This window comes from Haloarcula sp. H-hyl6 (assembly GCF_056934455.1).
This window is the reverse complement of record NZ_JBRIIK010000001.1, coordinates 1574341-1591436: the sequence shown is the minus strand read 5'-3', so window position 1 is coordinate 1591436 and position 17096 is coordinate 1574341. Positions and strand designations below refer to the sequence as shown.

Annotated in this window: 17 protein-coding genes; 7 read left to right on the top strand and 10 right to left on the bottom strand. The window is 67.6% G+C overall.

The window, feature by feature from the left end:
• Window positions 1-51 precede the first annotated feature (51 nt).
• The 6 genes from Hhyl6_RS08450 to Hhyl6_RS08425 all read right to left on the bottom strand — a co-directional run bounded on the left by Hhyl6_RS08450 (window position 52) and on the right by Hhyl6_RS08425 (window position 5047).
• A complete protein-coding gene (locus Hhyl6_RS08450; RefSeq protein WP_483738769.1) occupies window positions 52-693 on the bottom strand; it encodes a chemotaxis protein CheC in 642 nt (213 codons plus the stop codon).
• Between the two features lie 120 nt (window positions 694-813).
• The gene (gene lrp, locus Hhyl6_RS08445) at window positions 814-1272 is read right to left on the bottom strand and encodes an HTH-type transcriptional regulator Lrp (protein WP_483738768.1); all 459 of its coding nucleotides are present in this window, start codon (window positions 1270-1272) and stop codon (window positions 814-816) included.
• Between the two features lie 9 nt (window positions 1273-1281).
• Complete coding sequence (gene glnK1 / locus Hhyl6_RS08440) at window positions 1282-1638, bottom strand: nitrogen regulatory protein GlnK1 (protein ID WP_483738767.1); 357 nt, start codon at window positions 1636-1638, stop codon at window positions 1282-1284.
• Window positions 1631-2968, bottom strand: a complete 1338-nt coding sequence (locus Hhyl6_RS08435) for an ammonium transporter (protein WP_483738766.1) — start codon at window positions 2966-2968, stop codon at window positions 1631-1633. Before Hhyl6_RS08435 ends, glnK1 begins: the two co-directional genes overlap by 8 nt.
• 399 nt (window positions 2969-3367) lie before the next feature.
• Window positions 3368-4348: a porphobilinogen synthase gene (gene hemB / locus Hhyl6_RS08430; protein WP_483738765.1), complete on the bottom strand. Its 981-nt coding sequence runs from the start codon at window positions 4346-4348 to the stop codon at window positions 3368-3370.
• A 114-nt stretch (window positions 4349-4462) separates the two neighbouring features.
• Window positions 4463-5047, bottom strand: coding sequence for a DUF8173 domain-containing protein (locus Hhyl6_RS08425; protein ID WP_483738764.1), 585 nt, complete (start codon window positions 5045-5047; stop codon window positions 4463-4465).
• A gap of 74 nt (window positions 5048-5121) precedes the next feature.
• On the opposite strand from Hhyl6_RS08425, the gene larE reads away from it, so the two are divergent.
• Entirely contained in the window at window positions 5122-5991 is an 870-nt protein-coding gene (larE, locus tag Hhyl6_RS08420) for an ATP-dependent sacrificial sulfur transferase LarE (protein ID WP_483738763.1), read from the top strand.
• Between the two features lie 18 nt (window positions 5992-6009).
• On the opposite strand, the gene Hhyl6_RS08415 is transcribed toward larE, so the two are convergent.
• The 3 genes from Hhyl6_RS08415 to tatC (Hhyl6_RS08405) all read right to left on the bottom strand — a co-directional run bounded on the left by Hhyl6_RS08415 (window position 6010) and on the right by tatC (Hhyl6_RS08405) (window position 9519).
• The gene (locus Hhyl6_RS08415; RefSeq protein ID WP_483739686.1) at window positions 6010-7062 is read right to left on the bottom strand and encodes a complex I subunit 1/NuoH family protein; all 1053 of its coding nucleotides are present in this window, start codon (window positions 7060-7062) and stop codon (window positions 6010-6012) included.
• A 147-nt stretch (window positions 7063-7209) separates the two neighbouring features.
• A complete protein-coding gene (locus Hhyl6_RS08410) occupies window positions 7210-7827 on the bottom strand; it encodes a histidine phosphatase family protein (RefSeq protein ID WP_483738762.1) in 618 nt (205 codons plus the stop codon).
• 6 nt (window positions 7828-7833) lie between these two features.
• Window positions 7834-9519 (bottom strand): twin-arginine translocase subunit TatC, encoded by a 1686-nt coding sequence (gene tatC, locus Hhyl6_RS08405; RefSeq protein WP_483738761.1) that lies wholly within the window; start codon window positions 9517-9519, stop codon window positions 7834-7836.
• Between the two features lie 130 nt (window positions 9520-9649).
• Here tatC (Hhyl6_RS08405) and tatC (Hhyl6_RS08400) point away from each other — a divergent pair, with 130 nt between their 5' ends.
• Genes tatC (Hhyl6_RS08400) through Hhyl6_RS08390 form a run of 3 tightly spaced genes read left to right on the top strand, consistent with a single transcriptional unit; the run spans window position 9650 to window position 12769 of the window.
• Window positions 9650-11854: a twin-arginine translocase subunit TatC gene (tatC, locus tag Hhyl6_RS08400; RefSeq protein ID WP_483738760.1), complete on the top strand. Its 2205-nt coding sequence runs from the start codon at window positions 9650-9652 to the stop codon at window positions 11852-11854.
• 47 nt (window positions 11855-11901) lie between these two features.
• Window positions 11902-12078: a ribbon-helix-helix domain-containing protein gene (locus Hhyl6_RS08395; RefSeq protein ID WP_483738759.1), complete on the top strand. Its 177-nt coding sequence runs from the start codon at window positions 11902-11904 to the stop codon at window positions 12076-12078.
• Window positions 12068-12769 carry a queuosine precursor transporter gene (locus Hhyl6_RS08390; RefSeq protein WP_483738758.1) on the top strand — a complete coding sequence of 234 codons (702 nt, stop codon included), beginning with the start codon at window positions 12068-12070 and terminating at the stop codon, window positions 12767-12769. The genes Hhyl6_RS08395 and Hhyl6_RS08390 overlap by 11 nt, the downstream gene beginning before the upstream one ends.
• A 7-nt stretch (window positions 12770-12776) precedes the next feature.
• Here Hhyl6_RS08390 and Hhyl6_RS08385 read toward each other — a convergent pair whose 3' ends face one another.
• Window positions 12777-13571 carry a 23S rRNA (uridine(2552)-2'-O)-methyltransferase gene (locus Hhyl6_RS08385; protein ID WP_483738757.1) on the bottom strand — a complete coding sequence of 265 codons (795 nt, stop codon included), beginning with the start codon at window positions 13569-13571 and terminating at the stop codon, window positions 12777-12779.
• A 394-nt stretch (window positions 13572-13965) separates the two neighbouring features.
• Here Hhyl6_RS08385 and Hhyl6_RS08380 point away from each other — a divergent pair, with 394 nt between their 5' ends.
• The 3 genes from Hhyl6_RS08380 to Hhyl6_RS08370 all read left to right on the top strand — a co-directional run bounded on the left by Hhyl6_RS08380 (window position 13966) and on the right by Hhyl6_RS08370 (window position 16979).
• On the top strand, window positions 13966-14790 hold the full coding sequence (locus tag Hhyl6_RS08380; RefSeq protein ID WP_483738756.1) for a YihY/virulence factor BrkB family protein: 825 nt from the start codon (window positions 13966-13968) through the stop codon (window positions 14788-14790).
• A gap of 149 nt (window positions 14791-14939) precedes the next feature.
• Window positions 14940-16025, top strand: coding sequence for a copper-containing nitrite reductase (nirK, locus tag Hhyl6_RS08375; protein ID WP_483738755.1), 1086 nt, complete (start codon window positions 14940-14942; stop codon window positions 16023-16025).
• Window positions 16026-16235: 210 nt separating this feature from the next.
• Entirely contained in the window at window positions 16236-16979 is a 744-nt protein-coding gene (locus tag Hhyl6_RS08370; protein ID WP_483739685.1) for a DNA polymerase sliding clamp, read from the top strand.
• Window positions 16980-17096 lie beyond the last annotated feature (117 nt).

Here is a 17096-nt window from a genome sequence, read left to right as displayed (position 1 = left end):
CCCCGTCGCAGCGTCGTCGCACCCACACCGGGCTGTGCCGTGGGGGCTCCCTCAGAGGACGTCGCCTGCGCTCGTGTCCACGGCCACGTCCGTCTCGAGGTCGATGTTCTGGATGAGGGAGACGAGCGACTCGAGTTCGGGGAACGTGTAGACGGTCATCCCGAGGTCGCCGCCCTCGACGGTAATCTGGGAGTCGATGACGAAGACGAGTTCCGACTCGGGCCACCCGCCCATCTCGTCGACGATGCCGCTGGCGGGACCGAAGACGAAGTTCGGCGTCCCCATGTCGATGGTCGTGTCCAGCACGTTCGCCCACCCGTCGATGAACGCCGAGGTCATGATGTTGCCTATCTCCTGCATCGCCGAGCGCTCCATCTCGGTGAACCCGTCCCCGTCGCTCGCCTCGCCCATCCCGCCCATCATCGCGCCGGCCAGTCGCTTGCTGTCGGCCGGGTCGAGCATGAACAGGACGTAGCCGTAGGGCGGTTCGTTCAGTTCGACGTAGATGCCGACCTGCTTCTGGCTCCCGATGTGGGTCTTCACGTCCGCGATGTCGAGGAAGTTGATCTGTGACGTGTGGACCGACGCGTCCAGCCCCGTCAGTTGCCCGAGGTTGTCGGCGACGGTGCTCGACCCCTCTTTGGCCATCTGGTTGAAGAGGTCGAGTTTCCGCACGTCGACTTGCAGTCCCATACCCGTTCGAGCGGGGCGACCGGCTTAACGCCACCGCACGCCGGCGTTGGCCGCGTCGGCGCTGTCGCTACCCGGTGTTCTGTCGAAGCGAAGCGGAAAGGGAGTCGTCGACCGCGGCGACTACTCGCCGCTCGTGTCGACGGGGAACTGCTCGTGTTCGCGGACGGTGTTCAACACGACCGACGTGGCCGCGCTCTCGACGTCCGGGTCGGTGAGCAGGTCCTTGATGCGGGCGTTCATCTCGTTCGTGTCGCGGAACTTCCCGACGGCGACGACGTCGTGGCTCCCGGTGACCTCGTAGACGGCGACCATGTTCGGCAGGCCGGTCAGGCGCTCGGTCACGTCGGCGAGGCCGTTGCCGTCGACCGATAGCTGGAAGACGGCGGTGACGTCGTAGCCGAGTTCCGCGTAGTCGACTCGGGCGGTGTACTCCTCGATGACGCCGGAGTCGACGAGTTGGTCCATCCGGCGGGAGACGGTCGTCGCCGCGACGCCGGTCTCTGCGGCGACGTCGCGGGCGCTGGCCCGACCGTCGCGGAGCAGGGCGTTCACGACCTGTCTGTCGATGTCGTCGACCATCGACGCCGCTCAGACTGCCTCTGGTCCCCGTTTACCCGTCCGGACCTGATAGGCGTCCTCGACCGGGAGGACGAATATCTTGCCGTCGCCCTTCTCGCCCGTGTGGGCCCCCTCCGCGATGGCCTCGACGACGTCGTCGGCGGGGATGTCGGCGACCACCGTCTCTACCTTGACCTTCTGGTGGAGGTCGACGACGTACTCCTCGCCGCGCCACTGCCCCTTCTTCGCGGGCTGTGAACCGCGACCGGAGACGTTGGTGACCGTCAGCGACGGGGCGCCCACCTCTGCGAGCGCCTGTTTGACGTCTCCGAGTTTGTCCGGGCGAACCATCGCGACGACCATCTTGATGTCGGTGTCTTCAGTCATCCTTGGAACCTCCGTCAGTACGCACGTTGTCCGTCACGATACCACCGTCGGCGACCACGCTGTCGTCGGCCCCGAACTCGGGGTAGGTCTCGACGCCGTGTTCGCTGACGTCCAGCCCCTCCTGCTCGTGTTCGGGCGTGACGCGGGCCTGTCCGACAGCCTTGAGGACGCCCCAGACTGCGGCGGTCGCGACGATGGTCCACCCGGCGATGGCGACCACGCCGACGACCTGCGCGACGAAGGCGTTCACGACACCGCCCGCGGGCGTCTGTGCGGCGACGAACGGGAACAGGAGCGTCCCCAGCACGCCGGCGCTCCCGTGGACCGGGAACACGGCACACACGTCGTCTATCTTCAGGCGCTTCTCGACGAAGTTGAACACGACCGGGAGCTGTGCACCCGCGAGGCCGCCGACGACGAACGCGCCCCACCACGCGGTGGTGTCGGGAATCGCGGTGATGCCGACGAGGCCGGCGAGCAGGCCGTTGGCGACGTACAGCGTGTCGACCTTCCCGGTCTTGAGCCACGCGACGAGCCCCGCGCCCATGGCGCCGGCGGCCATCGCGATGGTCGTCGTCATGGCGACGCGACCGACGTAGGAGAACGCGCCGAGTTGGAGCGCACCGTCCTCGAAGACGAAGACGCTCGCGGCGGTGCCGACGTTGAAGCCGTACCAGCCGAACGCGAGGATGAGCGTCCCCAGCACGGCGAAGGTCAGCGAGTGACCGGGGATGACGTTCGACGAGCCGTCGTCGTTGTACCGGCCCATGCGCGGACCCAGCACGTAGGCGGCGGTGAGGCCGGCGATGCCGCCCATGCCGTGGACGATCATCCCGCCCGCGAAGTCGTGGAAGGTCGCGCCGCCGAAACTGATGTACGAGCCGGCCCACGTGATGCCGGTGACGACCGGGTAGATGACCGCCGCCAGCAGGAACGTGTAGGCAACGTAGGCGCGGAGCTTGGCCCGGCCGGCCACGGCCCCGGAGACGATGGTCGCGGCCGTCATCGCGAAGACGGCGCCGAACAGCCAGCCGACCCAGTCGTTCGGGTTCTCGACGACGAAGGCCGGCGAGAACCCGCCCCCGCCGACGAGCGACGAGATGCCGGCGCCGACGAGGAAGAACACCGACACCCCGACCGACCACGTGAGGAGGTTCTTCGTGAGCTGGTTCGCGACGTTCTTCGAGCGCACCTGCCCCGCCTCGAGCATGGCGAAGCCGGCGTGCATGAAGAAGATGAGGAACGTTACGACGAGGACCCACAGGAGGTTGACTCCCGTGACCAACGTTTCGAGCGTTTCCGGTGAGGTCTGCAGTAGTTCGAGTACCATGTGTTGTATTGTGTTGCGGCTATTGCGTTTGAACGTCCAACTTTATCGTATTCATCGCCGTCTTTGTCAACTCGTTCACGGAGAAACCTCTGGCAACACCACTACATAAGGATTTGCTTTATGAAAATCGAAATTACGGGGTGTTGGGTAGACGACCGTCCAGATTACCGTATGATATTATGGATATAAGGTTGTTCTCCGTCAAGAAACTCGGCATCTGTCCGCAGGTGTTCTGGACGAACGTCGACCGCGATTCGGACCGAACGGCGGATTTCGGGCCGATTTTGCTTGCGCGCGCAGTCTCTCGCGACTTCGGTGGACGGGTGTCTACACTTTCTCAGCGTAACTGGTCGGTCGCTGGAATCTCGTCCCTACGGCTGGTGTACCGGTGCGGTCGTCTCAGAGACGGTCGGCGACGTCCTCGGCGAAGTAGGTGAGAATCAGGTCTGCGCCGGCCCGCTTGATGGACAGCAGGGACTCGTAGGCGACTTCCTCTAGGTTCAGCCACCCTTTGTCCGCGGCGGCGTGGAGCATCGCGTACTCGCCGGAGACGTTGTAGGCGGCGACCGGGTGGTCGTACTCGCGGCGCACGTCGCGGACGACGTCCAGATACGGGAGCGCAGGCTTGACCATCAGTACGTCCGCGCCCTGTTCGACGTCGAGTTCCACCTCGCGGCGGGCCTCGCGTGCGTTCGCGGGGTCCATCTGGTAGTGCCGCCGGTCGCCGAAGGCCGGCGCGCCGTCGGCCGCGTCGCGGAACGGGCCGTAGAAGGACGACTCGAACTTCGCGGCGTAACTCATAATCGGTACCTCGGTGTGGCCGTCGCCGTCCAGCGCCTCGCGGATGGCCCCGACCATCCCGTCCATCATGCCCGAGGGCGCGACCATGTCCGCACCCGCGCGTGCGTGACTGACCGCGATGGTCCCCAGCAGGTCGAGCGTCTCGTCGTTGCGGACGGTGAGGTCCGGGTCTGCTTCGGCCGTCTCCTCTAACACCCCGCAGTGGCCGTGGTCGGTGTACTCACAGAGACAGACGTCGGTGATGACGTAGGCGTCCGTCTCCTCGCTGACGCGCTGGACTGCCTCCTGCACCACGCCGTCGCTGGCCCACGCGCGACTCCCGCGTTCGTCCTTCGACTCGGGGATGCCGAACACCATGACGGCCTCGACACCGGTCTCCAATACCTCCTCGACGCGGGCGACGCTCTCCTCGACGGGGACCCGTTCGTGGCCCGGCATCGTCTCGATAGGCATCCGCTCGTCCGCCGTCGCGTCGACGAACACGGGGGCGATGAGGTCCGACGCCGAGACGTCGGTCTCGCGGACCAGCGGCCGGACCCCGTCCGTCCGTAACCGCCGTGGGCGACGTGTCATGTCCATACCCGTACTCCGGCGGTCGGCGGCAAGAAGGCTCCGCTCGCTCGCTAGACCTGTGGCCGTCGTTCTCGGGACGCTGGGCCGACGACCACCGAGGGACGGTTCAGACGGCCCCCATCACTCCAGCAGGCTCGCTTTCCCGCGCAACAGCAGGAGGCCGATGCCGGGACTGGCCACCAGCGCGTTCAGGAGGTTCCCGACGACGGGGACGGCGCTGACCGCACCGACGACGACGGCACCCGAAGCCAGCGCCGCCCAGCGGTTGTCGACGTCGCCGACCCCGGTGAGCCATCGGCCCACGGCGTACGCGCCCAGCGGCGTCCCCACCAGCGCGACGACGAACAGCGCCAGCAGGCCGGGGATGGTGACGACGAGACCGACGAGCGTCAGCGCCAGCAGGACGAGGCCGAGTACGACCGCGAGGTATCCGAGCGTGCCGGCGGCGACGACGGCTCCGGGGTCGTCGAAGATGTCCGCGACGGCGTTTCTGGTCCATGCGGGGGCGGCAGCAAGTAGGAGAGCGCCGACGACGAGGCTGTAGCCGCCCGCCGCGGCGAACTGCGCGAGCGGCGACAGGGTGACCTGACCGGTCGGTTGCTGTGCGGCGGCGACGCCCGGTAGGACCGCGAGTGCGACCGCTACCGTGGCGAGACGCTGGCTGGTGGAGGGCATCGCCCGGGGCTTCCCGAGGCGACGGTACATATCTCGTGTCTCCGGCAGGCGGTCGTCACACCGGACACGAAGCGGTTTTCCCCGTCGACCCAGTAGGCGTGGGTATGTCTGCTGTCGCGGAGAAGATGGCCGCCGCCCGGGACGACCTCGCATCGCGAGACGGCGTGGTCGTCGCGTTCTCCGGCGGCGTCGATTCGAGCGTCGTCGCGGCGCTCGCCTACGACGCCCTCGGTGACGACGCTATCGCCTGCACCGCAAAGTCCGAGACGCTCCCGGCCGCCGAACTGGAGGACGCCACGCGAGTCGCCGAGGAAATCGGCATCCGACACGAAATCGTGGAGTTCTCCGAACTCGACAGCGAGGAGTTCATGCGCAACGACGACATGCGCTGTTACCACTGCCGGTCGATGCGTCTGGGCGCGATGTACGACCGGGCGAAGGAACTGGACATCGACGTCGTCTGTGACGGCACCAACGCCTCCGACGTCGGCGAGGGCCACCGCCCCGGCCTCCGGGCCGTCGACGAACTGGACGCCTACTCCCCGCTACTGGAACAGGACATCGAGAAGGAGGAGGTCCGGGACATCGCCCGCGAGTACGACCTCTCGGTCGCCGACAAGCCCTCGATGGCCTGCCTCTCCTCGCGCATCCCGACCGGACTGGAGGTCACCGAGGAGCGCCTCTCCCGCGTCGAGAAGGCCGAACGCCTCCTGCGGACGTGGGGCTTCGAGCAGTTCCGGGTCCGCGACCACGACGGACTGGCCCGCATCGAAGTCGGCGAGGAGGAACTGGAGACGGCACTGGACCCCGACTTCGTCCGGGCGGCCCGCGACCACGTCGAGGACTGCGGGTTCGACCACGTGACCTTGGACCTCCACGGCTACCAGACCGGGAGCGTCAGTCCCGAAGAGGAGGACGACGAGGAGGACGTGGTGTCGAACGTCTTCGACGCCGACTACCCGACCGTCGAGTGAGAGAGTTCGGGGGCGTCCTCAGATGCCGAAGACGCCCACGACGACGGCCGTCACCAGCAGGTTGCCGAAGGAGAGGACGAGCATCCCCTTCCAGCCGATTTCGACGAGTTGGTCGATGCGGACGCGGGGCACCGCCGACCGGGCCCACTGCGTGAACAGGAAGACCGCCCAGATTTTCAGGAGGAACCAGACGAACCCGGGGAGCGCCGGCCCCGCCGGGCCACCGAGGAACAGTGTGGCGACGAGGGCGCCGCCGAGGAAGATGTGGACGAACTCGCCCATGTAGACGAGGACGAAGTACACCGAGGAGTACTCCGTCTGGTACCCGGCGACGATTTCGGTCGGTGCCTCGGGGATGTCGAAGGGGTTGCGCCCCACCTCCGCGAGGTTCGCAATCACGAACAGCACGAACGCGAAAGGGTTGACGAAGGCGTACCACGAGGGGACTGTGAGGCCCGCGACGGTGAGGAGCGGGTGGCGCTGTGCGGCGACGAGTTCGCTCGTCTGGAGGGTACCGGCGAGGAGGACGACGGACGCCGCGGTCACGACGAGCGGTATCTCGTAGGCGACGTTCTGTGCGACGGCCCGCAGGCCGCCCAGCATCGAGTACTTGTTGTCGGAGGCGTAGCCACACAGCAGGAGGCCGAGCGTGGCCAGCGAGGCCACCGCGAACGCGAAGGCGAGGCCGGTCTTCGGGTCGGCCAGTTGGAGGTTGACGCCGAACAGCGACCCCATCGGGACCACCGCGAACCCGAGGATGGCCGAGAACGGCACCAGTAGCGGCCCGAGGTCGTAGGCCGGGCGGTCGGCACCCTCTGGAACGACGAGTTCCTTGCTCAGCAGACGGACGATGTCCGCGACGACGATGAGCAGGCCGTACGGACCGGTCCTGTTCGGGGCGATGCGGTCGGTGAACGCCGCCGTTATCTTGCGCTTGGCCCAGATGACGACGGCGGCCGACACCAGCGGCACGAACGAGACGAGGACGGCGGCCACCAGCGCGGCCGCGACGTACTCGAAGCGGGTCGGGGACCCGCCGAACAGCGCCCGCGCCACCGTCTCCGGGAGCATCGTGGTGGTCGATGGGGACACGACCGGGAGTTCGGCCCGCGGGCCGAGGTCGGTTCTGCGAGATATCTGCGACTCTTTATAAGCGGCGGCCGGACTCCGGCCAGCGACTCCCTCGTCCGTGCGAGGCGACGCCGTCGGGTGCGCTCGTCACGCCCACGGCGTCGCGCCCTCCGTGACGAGCGACGTGCCCGAGTCGGCGTGTCGAACCGCCGTCACCGAGCAGTTCGGCGGCGAGTGGTCGGTGATGGTCGCCGCCAGCGACCGCTCGGTCACGGCCGCGAGCAGTACCTTGACGACGCCGCCGTGGGTGACGAGCAGTACCGTCTCGTCGGGACCGAGGCCCTCGCGGAGCGCGGCCCACGCCGACTCGACGCGCTCACAGAACGTCTCGACGCTCTCGCCGTCCTCCGGCGCGACGTCGAGCGCGGAGACGCTGTCCTCGGGGTCGTGGTCCGGATGGCGCTCGAACAGCGTCTCGCCGAGGAACCCCTGATAGACGCCGAAGCCGCGTTCGCGCCACGCCCGGTCGAACGTGGGGGCGGGCAACCCGGGACTCGCCTCCCGGACGCACGCCGTCGTCTCGCGCGTCCGTCGGAGGTCCGAGGACACCACGCGGTCGACGTTTCGGGATTCGTCGAGCCACGCGCCCAGCGTCGCCGCCTGTTCACGGCCGCGGTCGGTGAGGCGCGTCGGGGCCCAGCCCTGTACCCGCCCCTCGCGGTTCCAGTGCGTCTCGCCGTGCCGGACGAGCAGAACGGTTGCCACGGGCGTTCACTCCTCCGTCTCGCTCGCGCCGCCGCGGCGGTAGCGCGCGACCAGCAGGCCGCCCTCGAACAGGACGACCAGCGCGGCGGCGACGCCGACGGCGGCCGTCGTCGCCAGTCCGAACTGGTTCACCAGACGGAACAGCGTCGGGTCGGGGCTGGAGAGGTAGCCGACGACGATGGCCACCGTCCAGACGGGGAGGCGCGCCCGGCGGAGGCCGCGCCAGAGTGTCACGCTGCCGTAGTAGTTCTTGTTGACGTAGGCGGTCAGTTCGAACAGGACGATGAGGCCCCCGCCGACGAGGATGGGGGGCGCGAGGCCGACGGTGGCGAGCGTCTCGGTGACGCTCGCGGGCAACTGGCCGTAGTAGCCGGTCGGCACGGGCGCGGGGCTGAGGACGTAGCCGACCAGCGCGAACAGAGCGTAGGCGTAGGGCCGCCGGTTCGCGAGGTCCTCGGCGGTCGGGACGGGCGAACTGCTCCCGGTCCACTTCAACAGGAGGAGCGTCCCCTCGAAGAGCCCTATCATCGTCACGGCGACCATCAGGGGGGCCATCCCGGTCGGGTCGGGGCTGAAGACGAACGCGATGGCCGCGAACGCGCCCCAGAAGTAGAGGCGGCGGTCGACGAGCCACCGTCTGGTCGTGACGCCCATCATGATGGCGAGCATCACGAACAGAGGAATCTGGAACACCAGCGCGAAGAACCCGAGCATCAGGATGATGAGGTTGAACGTCTCGCCGAGGCCGAACGCGAGGTCCGCGGCCCGGTCGGAGTAGGTGATGAAGTAGTCGAACATCGCCCGCAGGACCGCGAAGTACGCGAAGGCGACGCCGATGGCCGCGAGGACGAGGCTCGTCGGGACCGCCGCGAGGTAGTAGCGCCGCTCGCGGGGGTACAGCCCCGGGCGCATGAACAGGTACGTCTCGTAGACGAACACCGGTAAGGCGGCGATGAACCCCACCAGCGACGCGACCTTCAGCCGCGCGAGAATCAGCGCGAGCGGGCTGTAGACGTGCGGGCAGTCCGCGCCGGCGACGGTGCCGGACCCGCCCTGCTGGGCGTCGACGGCGAACTGGCCGCAGGCCTCCGCCGGCCCGTCGAGGAAGGAGTACCAGAGGAAGTTGATGAGTTCGTCCGACGCCGGCAACGTCAGCACGGCGACGGCCGACATGACGCCGACCACGATGAACAGGCGGGTCGCCATCTCCTCGACGTGGTCGGCCAGCGGCATCTCCTGGTCGTCGGGCGCACCGCCTGCGCCCACCTCGTCGTCGGGGTCGTAGCCGGGCGCGCCAGCGCCGGCCGCCCCGCCCGCCGCGTCACCGGTCGGGGTGGGCGTGGCCGGAATGCCCCAGTCGGTGGGGATGTCTGCGGGCGTGGCGGCGCTGACCTCGCTCGGGTCGCGGTCGAACAGTCCCGCGCGGGTCGGCCCCGGGAGACTGTGGGACCCCGCCGTGGTCTCGTGGCCGCCGACGGGTTCGGGCCCCGGCCCGCTCACCGGGCGGCCCTCCTCCTCGCCGACGTCCTCGTCGCTCTCCGAGTCGCTGTCGGCCGTCTCGGTCTCGTCCGACTGTCGGTCGGGGTCGTAGCCGTGTGCTTCCGGGTGGACGTCGCTGTCGCTCCCCGAATCCGAGGAGAGAAGCGGGTCCTCGGGACGCGGGCGGTCGTCGTCGCCGTCGCCGTCCACCATCTGGAAGCGGTTTAGCGGTTGGTGGTTGTAAACTTTCTTTTCGAGCGGCCCACGTTCGCGGCCGCCCGGCGGCGGGAGCGCCCGTGTGATGAACAAATTGATAACGCAGAATCGGCTACCCTCACGGAAGATGGCGAGTGCAATCGACGAGGACACGGTCCAGACGGTCCAGAGCGGCCGTGCGACGCTGGGTGCAATGCTCAGCACCGCGCAGACCCACCTCCAGAAGGTGTTCATCGTCTTCGTCGTCGGGATGCTCGGGACCATCATGGCCCTGCAGTACGGGGTCTGGGACCGACTCCGGCAGGACCTGCTGTACTCCCAGATGGACCTCACCACGCAGCAAGCGACGAGCATCGTCGCCGTCACGCCGTTCGACGTCATCCTCTTGCAGGTGAAGATAGGGGCCGTCGTCGGCATCCTGATGGCCCTTCCGCTGCTCGTCTACTTCGGCCGGGACGGCCTCCGACGCCGCGGGTGGTGGCCGGCGGAGCAGATTCCGCTCTGGAAGGGGGCGCTGTTCGTCCTCGTCAGTCTGGGCCTGTTCGCGGCCGGCGTCGCCTACGCCTACGAACTGTTCTTCCCGCTGATGTTCAACTTCCTCGCGGGCAACGCCGACGCCGCCGGGTTCACCCCGCAGTACTCCATCGTCAAGTGGGCGCAGTTCGTCTTCCTGTTGGCCGCGTCGTTCGGTCTCGCGGCCCAGTTGCCCCTGATGATGACCGCGCTCTCGTACACCGGTATCGTCCCCTACGAGACGTTCCGCGACAAGTGGCGCTACGCCGTGGTCATCATCTTCGGGTTCGGGGCGCTGTTCTCGCCGCCGGACCCGTTCACCCAGATTATGTGGGCCGCGCCGCTGTGTGGTCTCTACGGGCTGAGTCTCGCCCTCTCGAAACTCGCGGTGACTATCAAACGCTCCAGCGACCTCGTCAGCACGCGCCGGGTCGCCCGCGAGCAGTGGAACACCGTCCTCGGGTCGGCCGTCCTCGTCGGCGGCCTGACCTACTACGTGCTGACGACGAGCGCGTTCCAGTACGTGCGGGCCGTCGAGGCGTTCGGCGCGCAGTACTCGACCCGACTCACGGGGAACCTCGCCCGGCCCGAACTCTTCGGCCTCTCCGTGGAGGGGACGGCCGTCTTGCTGGCCGCCGTGTTCGGCGCGTTCGGCACCGCCGCCGTCCTCTACTACCACGTCCTCCAAGCGCTGGACCAGAGCGCCGTCGGCCCGGGTCGCCGCCACGGCGACCCGACGGCCATCGACATCGACGAGATTAGCGCCTCGGCCATCGAGGTGTGCCCGCCGGAGGTGTTCGAGGAGATGACCGAGGAGGAGGCGCTGGCCCACGCCGACCGCGCCCTCTCCGAGGAGAACCAGGAGAAGGCGCAGTTGATTCTGGACCGCTGGGACATGGCCCACGAGGACGGCGGTCCCGACGAGGCGGCCGCAGAGAGCGCCGACGGCGACGCCGCGGCGGACGAGGAGGGGGACGTCCTCACCTCGACGACGGCCGGGATGCTGAACGCCTTCACCGACGAGGAGACCACCGAGGACGACGTGGGCGGCTACTACTACGACATCCGCTTCATCCTCGACTCCATCGCCTCGAAGGCGTTCTGGATTCTGGGCGTGTTCGGTCTCGTCCTCTCGGCGGCGTTCCTGTTCCTCTATCAGGGCGGCATCGGGAAGATACAGCGCATCTTCGTCAGTCGCCTCCCCGAGGGGATGGCCGACGGCGTAAACATCGTGACGCTGCACCCGGTCGAACACCTCGTGTTCATCGTGAAGTTCTCGACCATCCTCGGGTTCATCTCCGTCGTCCCCCTGTTGCTGTACTTCGCGTGGCCGGCGATGCGCGAACGCGGACTCGTCGTCGGGGACCGCAACGTCCTGCTGGTGTGGGGCGGCACGCTGTTCGCGGCGCTCATCGGCGGGAGTCTGCTGGGCTTCCTCTACGTCGCGCCGATGACCATCTCGGCTATCGCCTACGACCAGTTGCAGGCCAACATGGTCATCGCCTACCGCATCAGCAAGTTCGGGTGGCTGGTGTTCTTCCTCACCATCGGCATCGGCCTGCTGGCGGAGATTCCGGTGACGATGTTCCTGTTCCACCGCGGCGGCATCGTCCCCTTCACGCTGATGTACGAGCGCTGGCGCGAGGTGGTCATCGGCATCGTCGCCCTCTCGGCCATCCTCTCGCCGAACGGCATCTTCACGATGTTCATCGTCGGCATCCCGACGGCGCTCGCGTACCTGCTGGGACTGGGCATCCTCTGGGTGTACACGCTCGGCGGCCGACGGGCGCCGAAAGGCCGGAGCGAACCCGCCGACTGACGCGCGGAGGCGAGCGATTTAAGCACGGCTGACAGTATTCTCCGGATATGCCCAAGATAAGCGTCGAGGTGCCCGCGGAGCTTCTGGACGACCTAGACGCACACGTCGGCGAGGAGGGGAAGTTCGTCAACCGGAGCGAGGCCATCCGCGCCTCCATCCGCAAGACGCTGGACGTACTGGACGACATCGACGAGCGACAGGGGCGACTCGACGATGAGCAGTAGCGGCGAGCATCCGATTCGGGTCGGCCTCGTCGCCCTGTTCGTGACGGCGCTGGTCGTCTCGCAGGTGACGGCGTCGAAGCTACTGGCCTTCGGCCTCCCGTTCTCCCTGCCCGTGGCCGGCGAGTCGCTGGTCCTCCCGGGGGCGGCGCTGGCGTACGCCCTGACGTTCTTCGCCTCCGATTGCTACGCCGAACTGTACGGCCGGCGGGCCGCCACCGTCGTCGTCAACGTCGGCTTCGTGATGAACTTCGTCCTGTTGGCGCTGGTGTGGAGCACGATTCTCGCGCCCGGCCTGCCCGCCGAGGCCCAACCGGTCGACCCGGCGGCGTTCCGGAACGTCCTCGCGGCCAGCACCGGCATCGTCGTCGCCAGCCTCTCCGCGTACGTCGTCAGCCAGAACCTCGACGTGTTCGTCTTCCACGCGCTGCGCGACGCCACCGACGGCGACGCGCTCTGGCTCCGGAACGTCGGGTCGACGGCCACGAGCCAACTCGTCGACACGGTCATCTTCATCGGCGTCGGGTTCGTCCTCTTCCAGGGCGTCCCGCTGTCGGCGGCGCTGTCGCTCGTCGTCGGGCAGTATCTCCTGAAACTGCTCATCGCGTTGCTCGACACGCCGTTCGTCTACGCCGTCGTCGCGCTGGCCGGTATCGAGGACGAGGAAGACGAGGCGGCGCCCGCAGTGCAGTAAGCGGCCCTTACTCCGCTGGTTGCGCGAACGCGTACCGCGGTTTCACGTCGTCGACGCGCACGTCGAGCGTCTCGCCCGTCTCGACGCCGCTGACGAACACCGTGAAGTTCTCCACCTTGGCGATGCCGTCGCCCTCCTCGCCGACGTCCTCGATGGTCACCTCGACCACGTCGCCCTCGCGGACGGGCGCCGTGAGGCGGTGTTTCGCCACGAGGTACAGTTCCGAGGAGGAGTCCCGCGAGGCGTCCGGGCGGACCTCGCGGACGTACTCGAACTCCGGTTCTATGTCGGCTTTCAGGTCGTCTAGGTCCTGCCCGTCGAACACCTTCGCCGCGAAGTCCCCGCCCGAGGCGAGGAGGTCCGTCGCCACCTCGAAGGCCTGCCGGACGAGGTGGACCGACCGGGCGTGGTCCAAGTCGTACTCGCCGGTCATGTTCGGTGCCATGTCCGAGATGACCACGTCGACGGGGCCGCCGGTGTCGTCGTCCGACCCGCCGACGACGTCCCGTATCTCTGCCTTGGTGCTGTCCTCGGTCATGTCGCCGCGGACGAACTCGACGGTCGGTTCGGGGTCGGAGAGCGGGTCGATGCGCTGGCGGTCGACGCCGACGACGGTGCCCCGTTCGCCGACGCGTTCGGCGGCCACCTGCATCCAGCCACCCGGTGCGGCCCCGAGGTCCACGACGGTCCGCCCCTCGCCCAGCAGACCGGCCGTCTCGTCCAGTTGCTGGAGTTTGTACGCCGACCGGGCGCGATACCCCTCCTGTTTGGCTCTGTTGTAGTAGTCGTCTTTCCCGGACATGGTTACCTCTCCGCACCTGCTGTCGCGTTTCGAACCGTCGTTCCGCACGTCCGCTCGGTCATATCGCTACGAACGCGGCCGACGCGGAAAGGGGTGCCGAATCGACGACCTCCGGTCGTCGCGTGACACGGCCCGTGCGGAAGCACGCCACCGCCGCTCGTGTCGGATGTGCAACTGCTCTACCGATTCGCGGCGGTGGTCCTCCGGTCGGGTTCGGACGGGTCACGTCGGTATCCGGTTGAGGCGGACTGGCGACGCGGGTTCGAACGCCGCGGCCACCACCAGCCGTCGGCGGCAGGCGTCGCGGGCGTCTTCACCGCCGGTGACACATACGGAAGAAAGGACGTGCTTCTGAAAAATCCCTTTTCCACGTCCGGCACCAACGCCTATCGGCATGGTCTCCATCTCGGAACTCACGTCGGTCTGTAAGGCCGTCGGGAGCGAGTTCAGCGAGAAGAACGTCACTTTCCTCGCCGGGAGCATCGCATACACCGCGTTCGTCTCGCTCGTGCCGCTCCTGCTGTTCCTCGTCCTCGCGTTCGCCCTCTTCGGAGCGGGCTTGGAGCATCGCTTTCTCACGCTCGTCTCGTCGAACGTCTCGCCCACTGTCGGGCGACTCATCGAGCAGTTACTCCAGAGTCAGTCCGGCGGCGCCGCCGGGTCCTCGCTCGTCGGGGTCGTCGTCCTCGTCTGGGGGGCGCTGAAGCTCTTTCGCGGCCTCGACGTCGCCTTCGAGGAAATTTACGAGGTGGACTCCGACACCTCGCTCCTCCAGCAACTCAGAGACGGCCTCGTGGTCCTCGCGTCGCTCGTCCTCTCGGTGGGCGCGACCATCGCGGTCACGACCATCTTCGGCGCGCTCGCCGGCAGGGTACCGTTTCTCGGGCTGTTGCTCCCGCTGGTGTTGGCGGCCGGCCTCGTCCTCGCGTTCCTCCCGATGTACTACGTCTTCCCGAACGTCGACGTGACGGCCCGCGAGATTCTGCCGGGCGTCCTCCTCTCGGCGGTAGGGTGGGCGCTCCTGCAGGGGCTGTTTCAGGTCTACGTCGCCGTCTCGACGGGCGGCGGTGGCGTCAGCTTCGTCACCGGCATCATGCTGTTGCTCACGTGGCTGTACTTCAGCGGCGTCGTCCTCCTCCTCGGGGCCGTCGTGAATGCCGTCCTCGGGGGACACACCGACAGGGACACCGGGGTCGCCGCCGGCGCGGCGGCCGACTGAGCGCGCACGGGCGTCGGCACACCGCGGCTACGAATATGGGGTATATCCCCCACCCGAACACGTTCACCCCTGCTCCCAGAGCCTGAGAGCCCGCTTCTCGGTATATGTAGCTGGTGACCCGAGATGTACCTGTAACGGAGGTCCCACTCATGTCATCCATTCCGACGGCGACGCGGCGCCGCGTGTTACAGGCGCTGGGCGTCGGCACGGCGGCCATCGCCGGTTGTGCCGGTGCCCCCGGCGCAGAGACCGAACAGCCCACTGAACGGACCACCCCTCAGGAGCCAAGCATGAACCCCGCACAGCAGACCGACGTCGACCGTATCGCCGCCGACCCGACCGACATCCCGGACCCCATCGACCGCTCGGAGCCGAAGACGGTGTCGGTCGAGATGACGACCAAAGAGCAGGTCGCCGAAATCGAACCCGGGGTCACGTACACGTACATGACCTTCGACGGGCAGATTCCGGGGCCGATGATTCGGGTCCGCCGCGGCGACACCGTCGAGTTGACCATCACCAACGAGGAGGGCAACTCGATGCCCCACAACATCGACCTCCACGCCGTTCGAGGGCCGGGTGGGGGTGCCGAGGCGTCGATGGTCACGCCCGGCCAGACCAAGACCTTCCGGTTCAAGGCCACCTACCCCGGGAGCTTCATCTACCACTGTGCGGTCCCGAACCTCGACATGCACATCTCCTCGGGGATGTTCGGCATGATACTCGTCGAACCGGAGGAGGGGCTACCCGATGTGGACCACGAGTTCTACTTCGGCCAGCACGAACTGTACACCAAAGGCGACGCCGGCGAGGAGGGTCACCACGACTTCGACATCGAGGCGATGCAGGCCGAAGAGCCGACCTACGTCCTCATGAACGGCGAGAAGTACGGCATCACCCCGGACGGCTACGGTGCCCCGAGCATGCAGGTCGGGGAGACGGCCCGGGTGTACTTCGCCGTCGGCGGCCCGAACCTCGATTCCAGTTTCCACCCCATCGGCTCCGTCTGGGACGAGGTCTGGCCGCAGGGCGCAACCGCCAGCGAACCCCACCGCTACGTCCAGACCACGCCGGTCAAACCCGGCTCTACGGTGGTCGCGACTCTGCACGCGGAGGTGCCCGGTCCCATCAAACTGGTCGACCACGCGCTCTCCCGGGTCGCCCGCAAGGGCATGATGGCGGTCATCAACCGCGAAGGGGAACCGAACCACGACGTGTTCCAGCCCGAAGTCTGACCGGCCGGCGACGGTCGGGCGCACGTCGCAGGGGGCGGTCGTCTCGTCTGCCCGCGGCCTGATTTTGCAGGCACGACGCTCTGGCAGTTCGCCGTGTGCTATTCCCACGCACACCGTCGCACTCGGGGTGCCGGACGTCCCTCCGGGTCGCACGCGCACGCGGAGTCAATGAGGGACTTTTTAATGCATGGGGGCGTAGCCCGGTTCAAGATGTTCAACGCCATCGTGAGCGCGGACACGCTCCAATCGGCTCTCGATTCAGTGAGCGTGCTGGTGGACGAGTGCAAGATCCACCTCGAAGAAGACGGCCTCGAGATACGGGCGGTGGACCCGGCCAACGTCGGGATGGTCGACCTGCGACTGGAGGCGGCCGCCTTCGAGTCCTACGAGACGGACGGCGGCCTCATCGGAGTGAACCTATCGCGACTCGAAGACATCGCCGGTATGGCCGACGCCGGCCAGTTGGTCCACCTCGAACTCGACGAGGAGACCCGCAAACTCCACATCGCCATCGACGGGTTGGAGTACACGCTGGCCCTCATCGACCCCGACTCCATCCGACAGGAGCCGGACCTGCCTGACCTCGACCTCTCTGCACACATCGTCATCGAGGGGAAGGACATCAACCGCGCGGTCACCGCCGCCGACATGGTCAGCGACCACATCGCGCTCGGCGTCGACGCCACCGAGGAACTGTTCTACGTCGACGCGGAGGGCGACACGGACGACGTCCACCTCGAACTCACGCGGGACGACCTCATCGACCTCACCGCCGGGAACGCCCACTCGCTGTTCTCGCTGGACTACCTGAAGAACATGAACAAGGCCATCCCGAAGGACGCCGAGGTGGAGATGGAACTGGGCGAGGAATTCCCCGTCAAGATGCACTTCAACTTCGCCGAGGGCGAGGGTCGGGTCACCTACATGCTGGCCCCGCGCATCCAGAGCGAGTAACCCTTCGTCCGGCCGGGCGTACGCAGACCGATTCACCACCGTTCGCGCCCACAGCACGCCGCTGTTGCCGTTTCGGGTCCGACGCACGTCTGACGTACCGTTTTGTGGGGGTGGCTC

Bases quoted from the DNA above. Each gene is read 5' to 3' on its own strand.
- tatC (WP_483738761.1), bottom strand. From the start codon at position 9,519: ATGGTGGACGGCGACGGCGACGACGACCGCCCGCGTCCCGAGGACCCG.
- Hhyl6_RS08380 (WP_483738756.1), top strand. From the start codon at position 13,966: ATGGTCTCCATCTCGGAACTCACGTCGGTCTGTAAGGCCGTCGGGAGC.
- Hhyl6_RS08450 (WP_483738769.1), bottom strand. From the start codon at position 693: ATGGGACTGCAAGTCGACGTGCGGAAACTCGACCTCTTCAACCAGATG.
- Hhyl6_RS08385 (WP_483738757.1), bottom strand. From the start codon at position 13,571: ATGTCCGGGAAAGACGACTACTACAACAGAGCCAAACAGGAGGGGTAT.
- Hhyl6_RS08415 (WP_483739686.1), bottom strand. From the start codon at position 7,062: ATGCTCCCGGAGACGGTGGCGCGGGCGCTGTTCGGCGGGTCCCCGACC.
- Hhyl6_RS08435 (WP_483738766.1), bottom strand. From the start codon at position 2,968: ATGGTACTCGAACTACTGCAGACCTCACCGGAAACGCTCGAAACGTTG.
- nirK (WP_483738755.1), top strand. From the start codon at position 14,940: ATGTCATCCATTCCGACGGCGACGCGGCGCCGCGTGTTACAGGCGCTG.
- Hhyl6_RS08370 (WP_483739685.1), top strand. From the start codon at position 16,236: ATGTTCAACGCCATCGTGAGCGCGGACACGCTCCAATCGGCTCTCGAT.
- lrp (WP_483738768.1), bottom strand. From the start codon at position 1,272: ATGGTCGACGACATCGACAGACAGGTCGTGAACGCCCTGCTCCGCGAC.
- larE (WP_483738763.1), top strand. From the start codon at position 5,122: ATGTCTGCTGTCGCGGAGAAGATGGCCGCCGCCCGGGACGACCTCGCA.
- Hhyl6_RS08390 (WP_483738758.1), top strand. From the start codon at position 12,068: ATGAGCAGTAGCGGCGAGCATCCGATTCGGGTCGGCCTCGTCGCCCTG.
- glnK1 (WP_483738767.1), bottom strand. From the start codon at position 1,638: ATGACTGAAGACACCGACATCAAGATGGTCGTCGCGATGGTTCGCCCG.
- Hhyl6_RS08395 (WP_483738759.1), top strand. From the start codon at position 11,902: ATGCCCAAGATAAGCGTCGAGGTGCCCGCGGAGCTTCTGGACGACCTA.
- hemB (WP_483738765.1), bottom strand. From the start codon at position 4,348: ATGGACATGACACGTCGCCCACGGCGGTTACGGACGGACGGGGTCCGG.
- Hhyl6_RS08425 (WP_483738764.1), bottom strand. From the start codon at position 5,047: ATGTACCGTCGCCTCGGGAAGCCCCGGGCGATGCCCTCCACCAGCCAG.
- tatC (WP_483738760.1), top strand. From the start codon at position 9,650: ATGGCGAGTGCAATCGACGAGGACACGGTCCAGACGGTCCAGAGCGGC.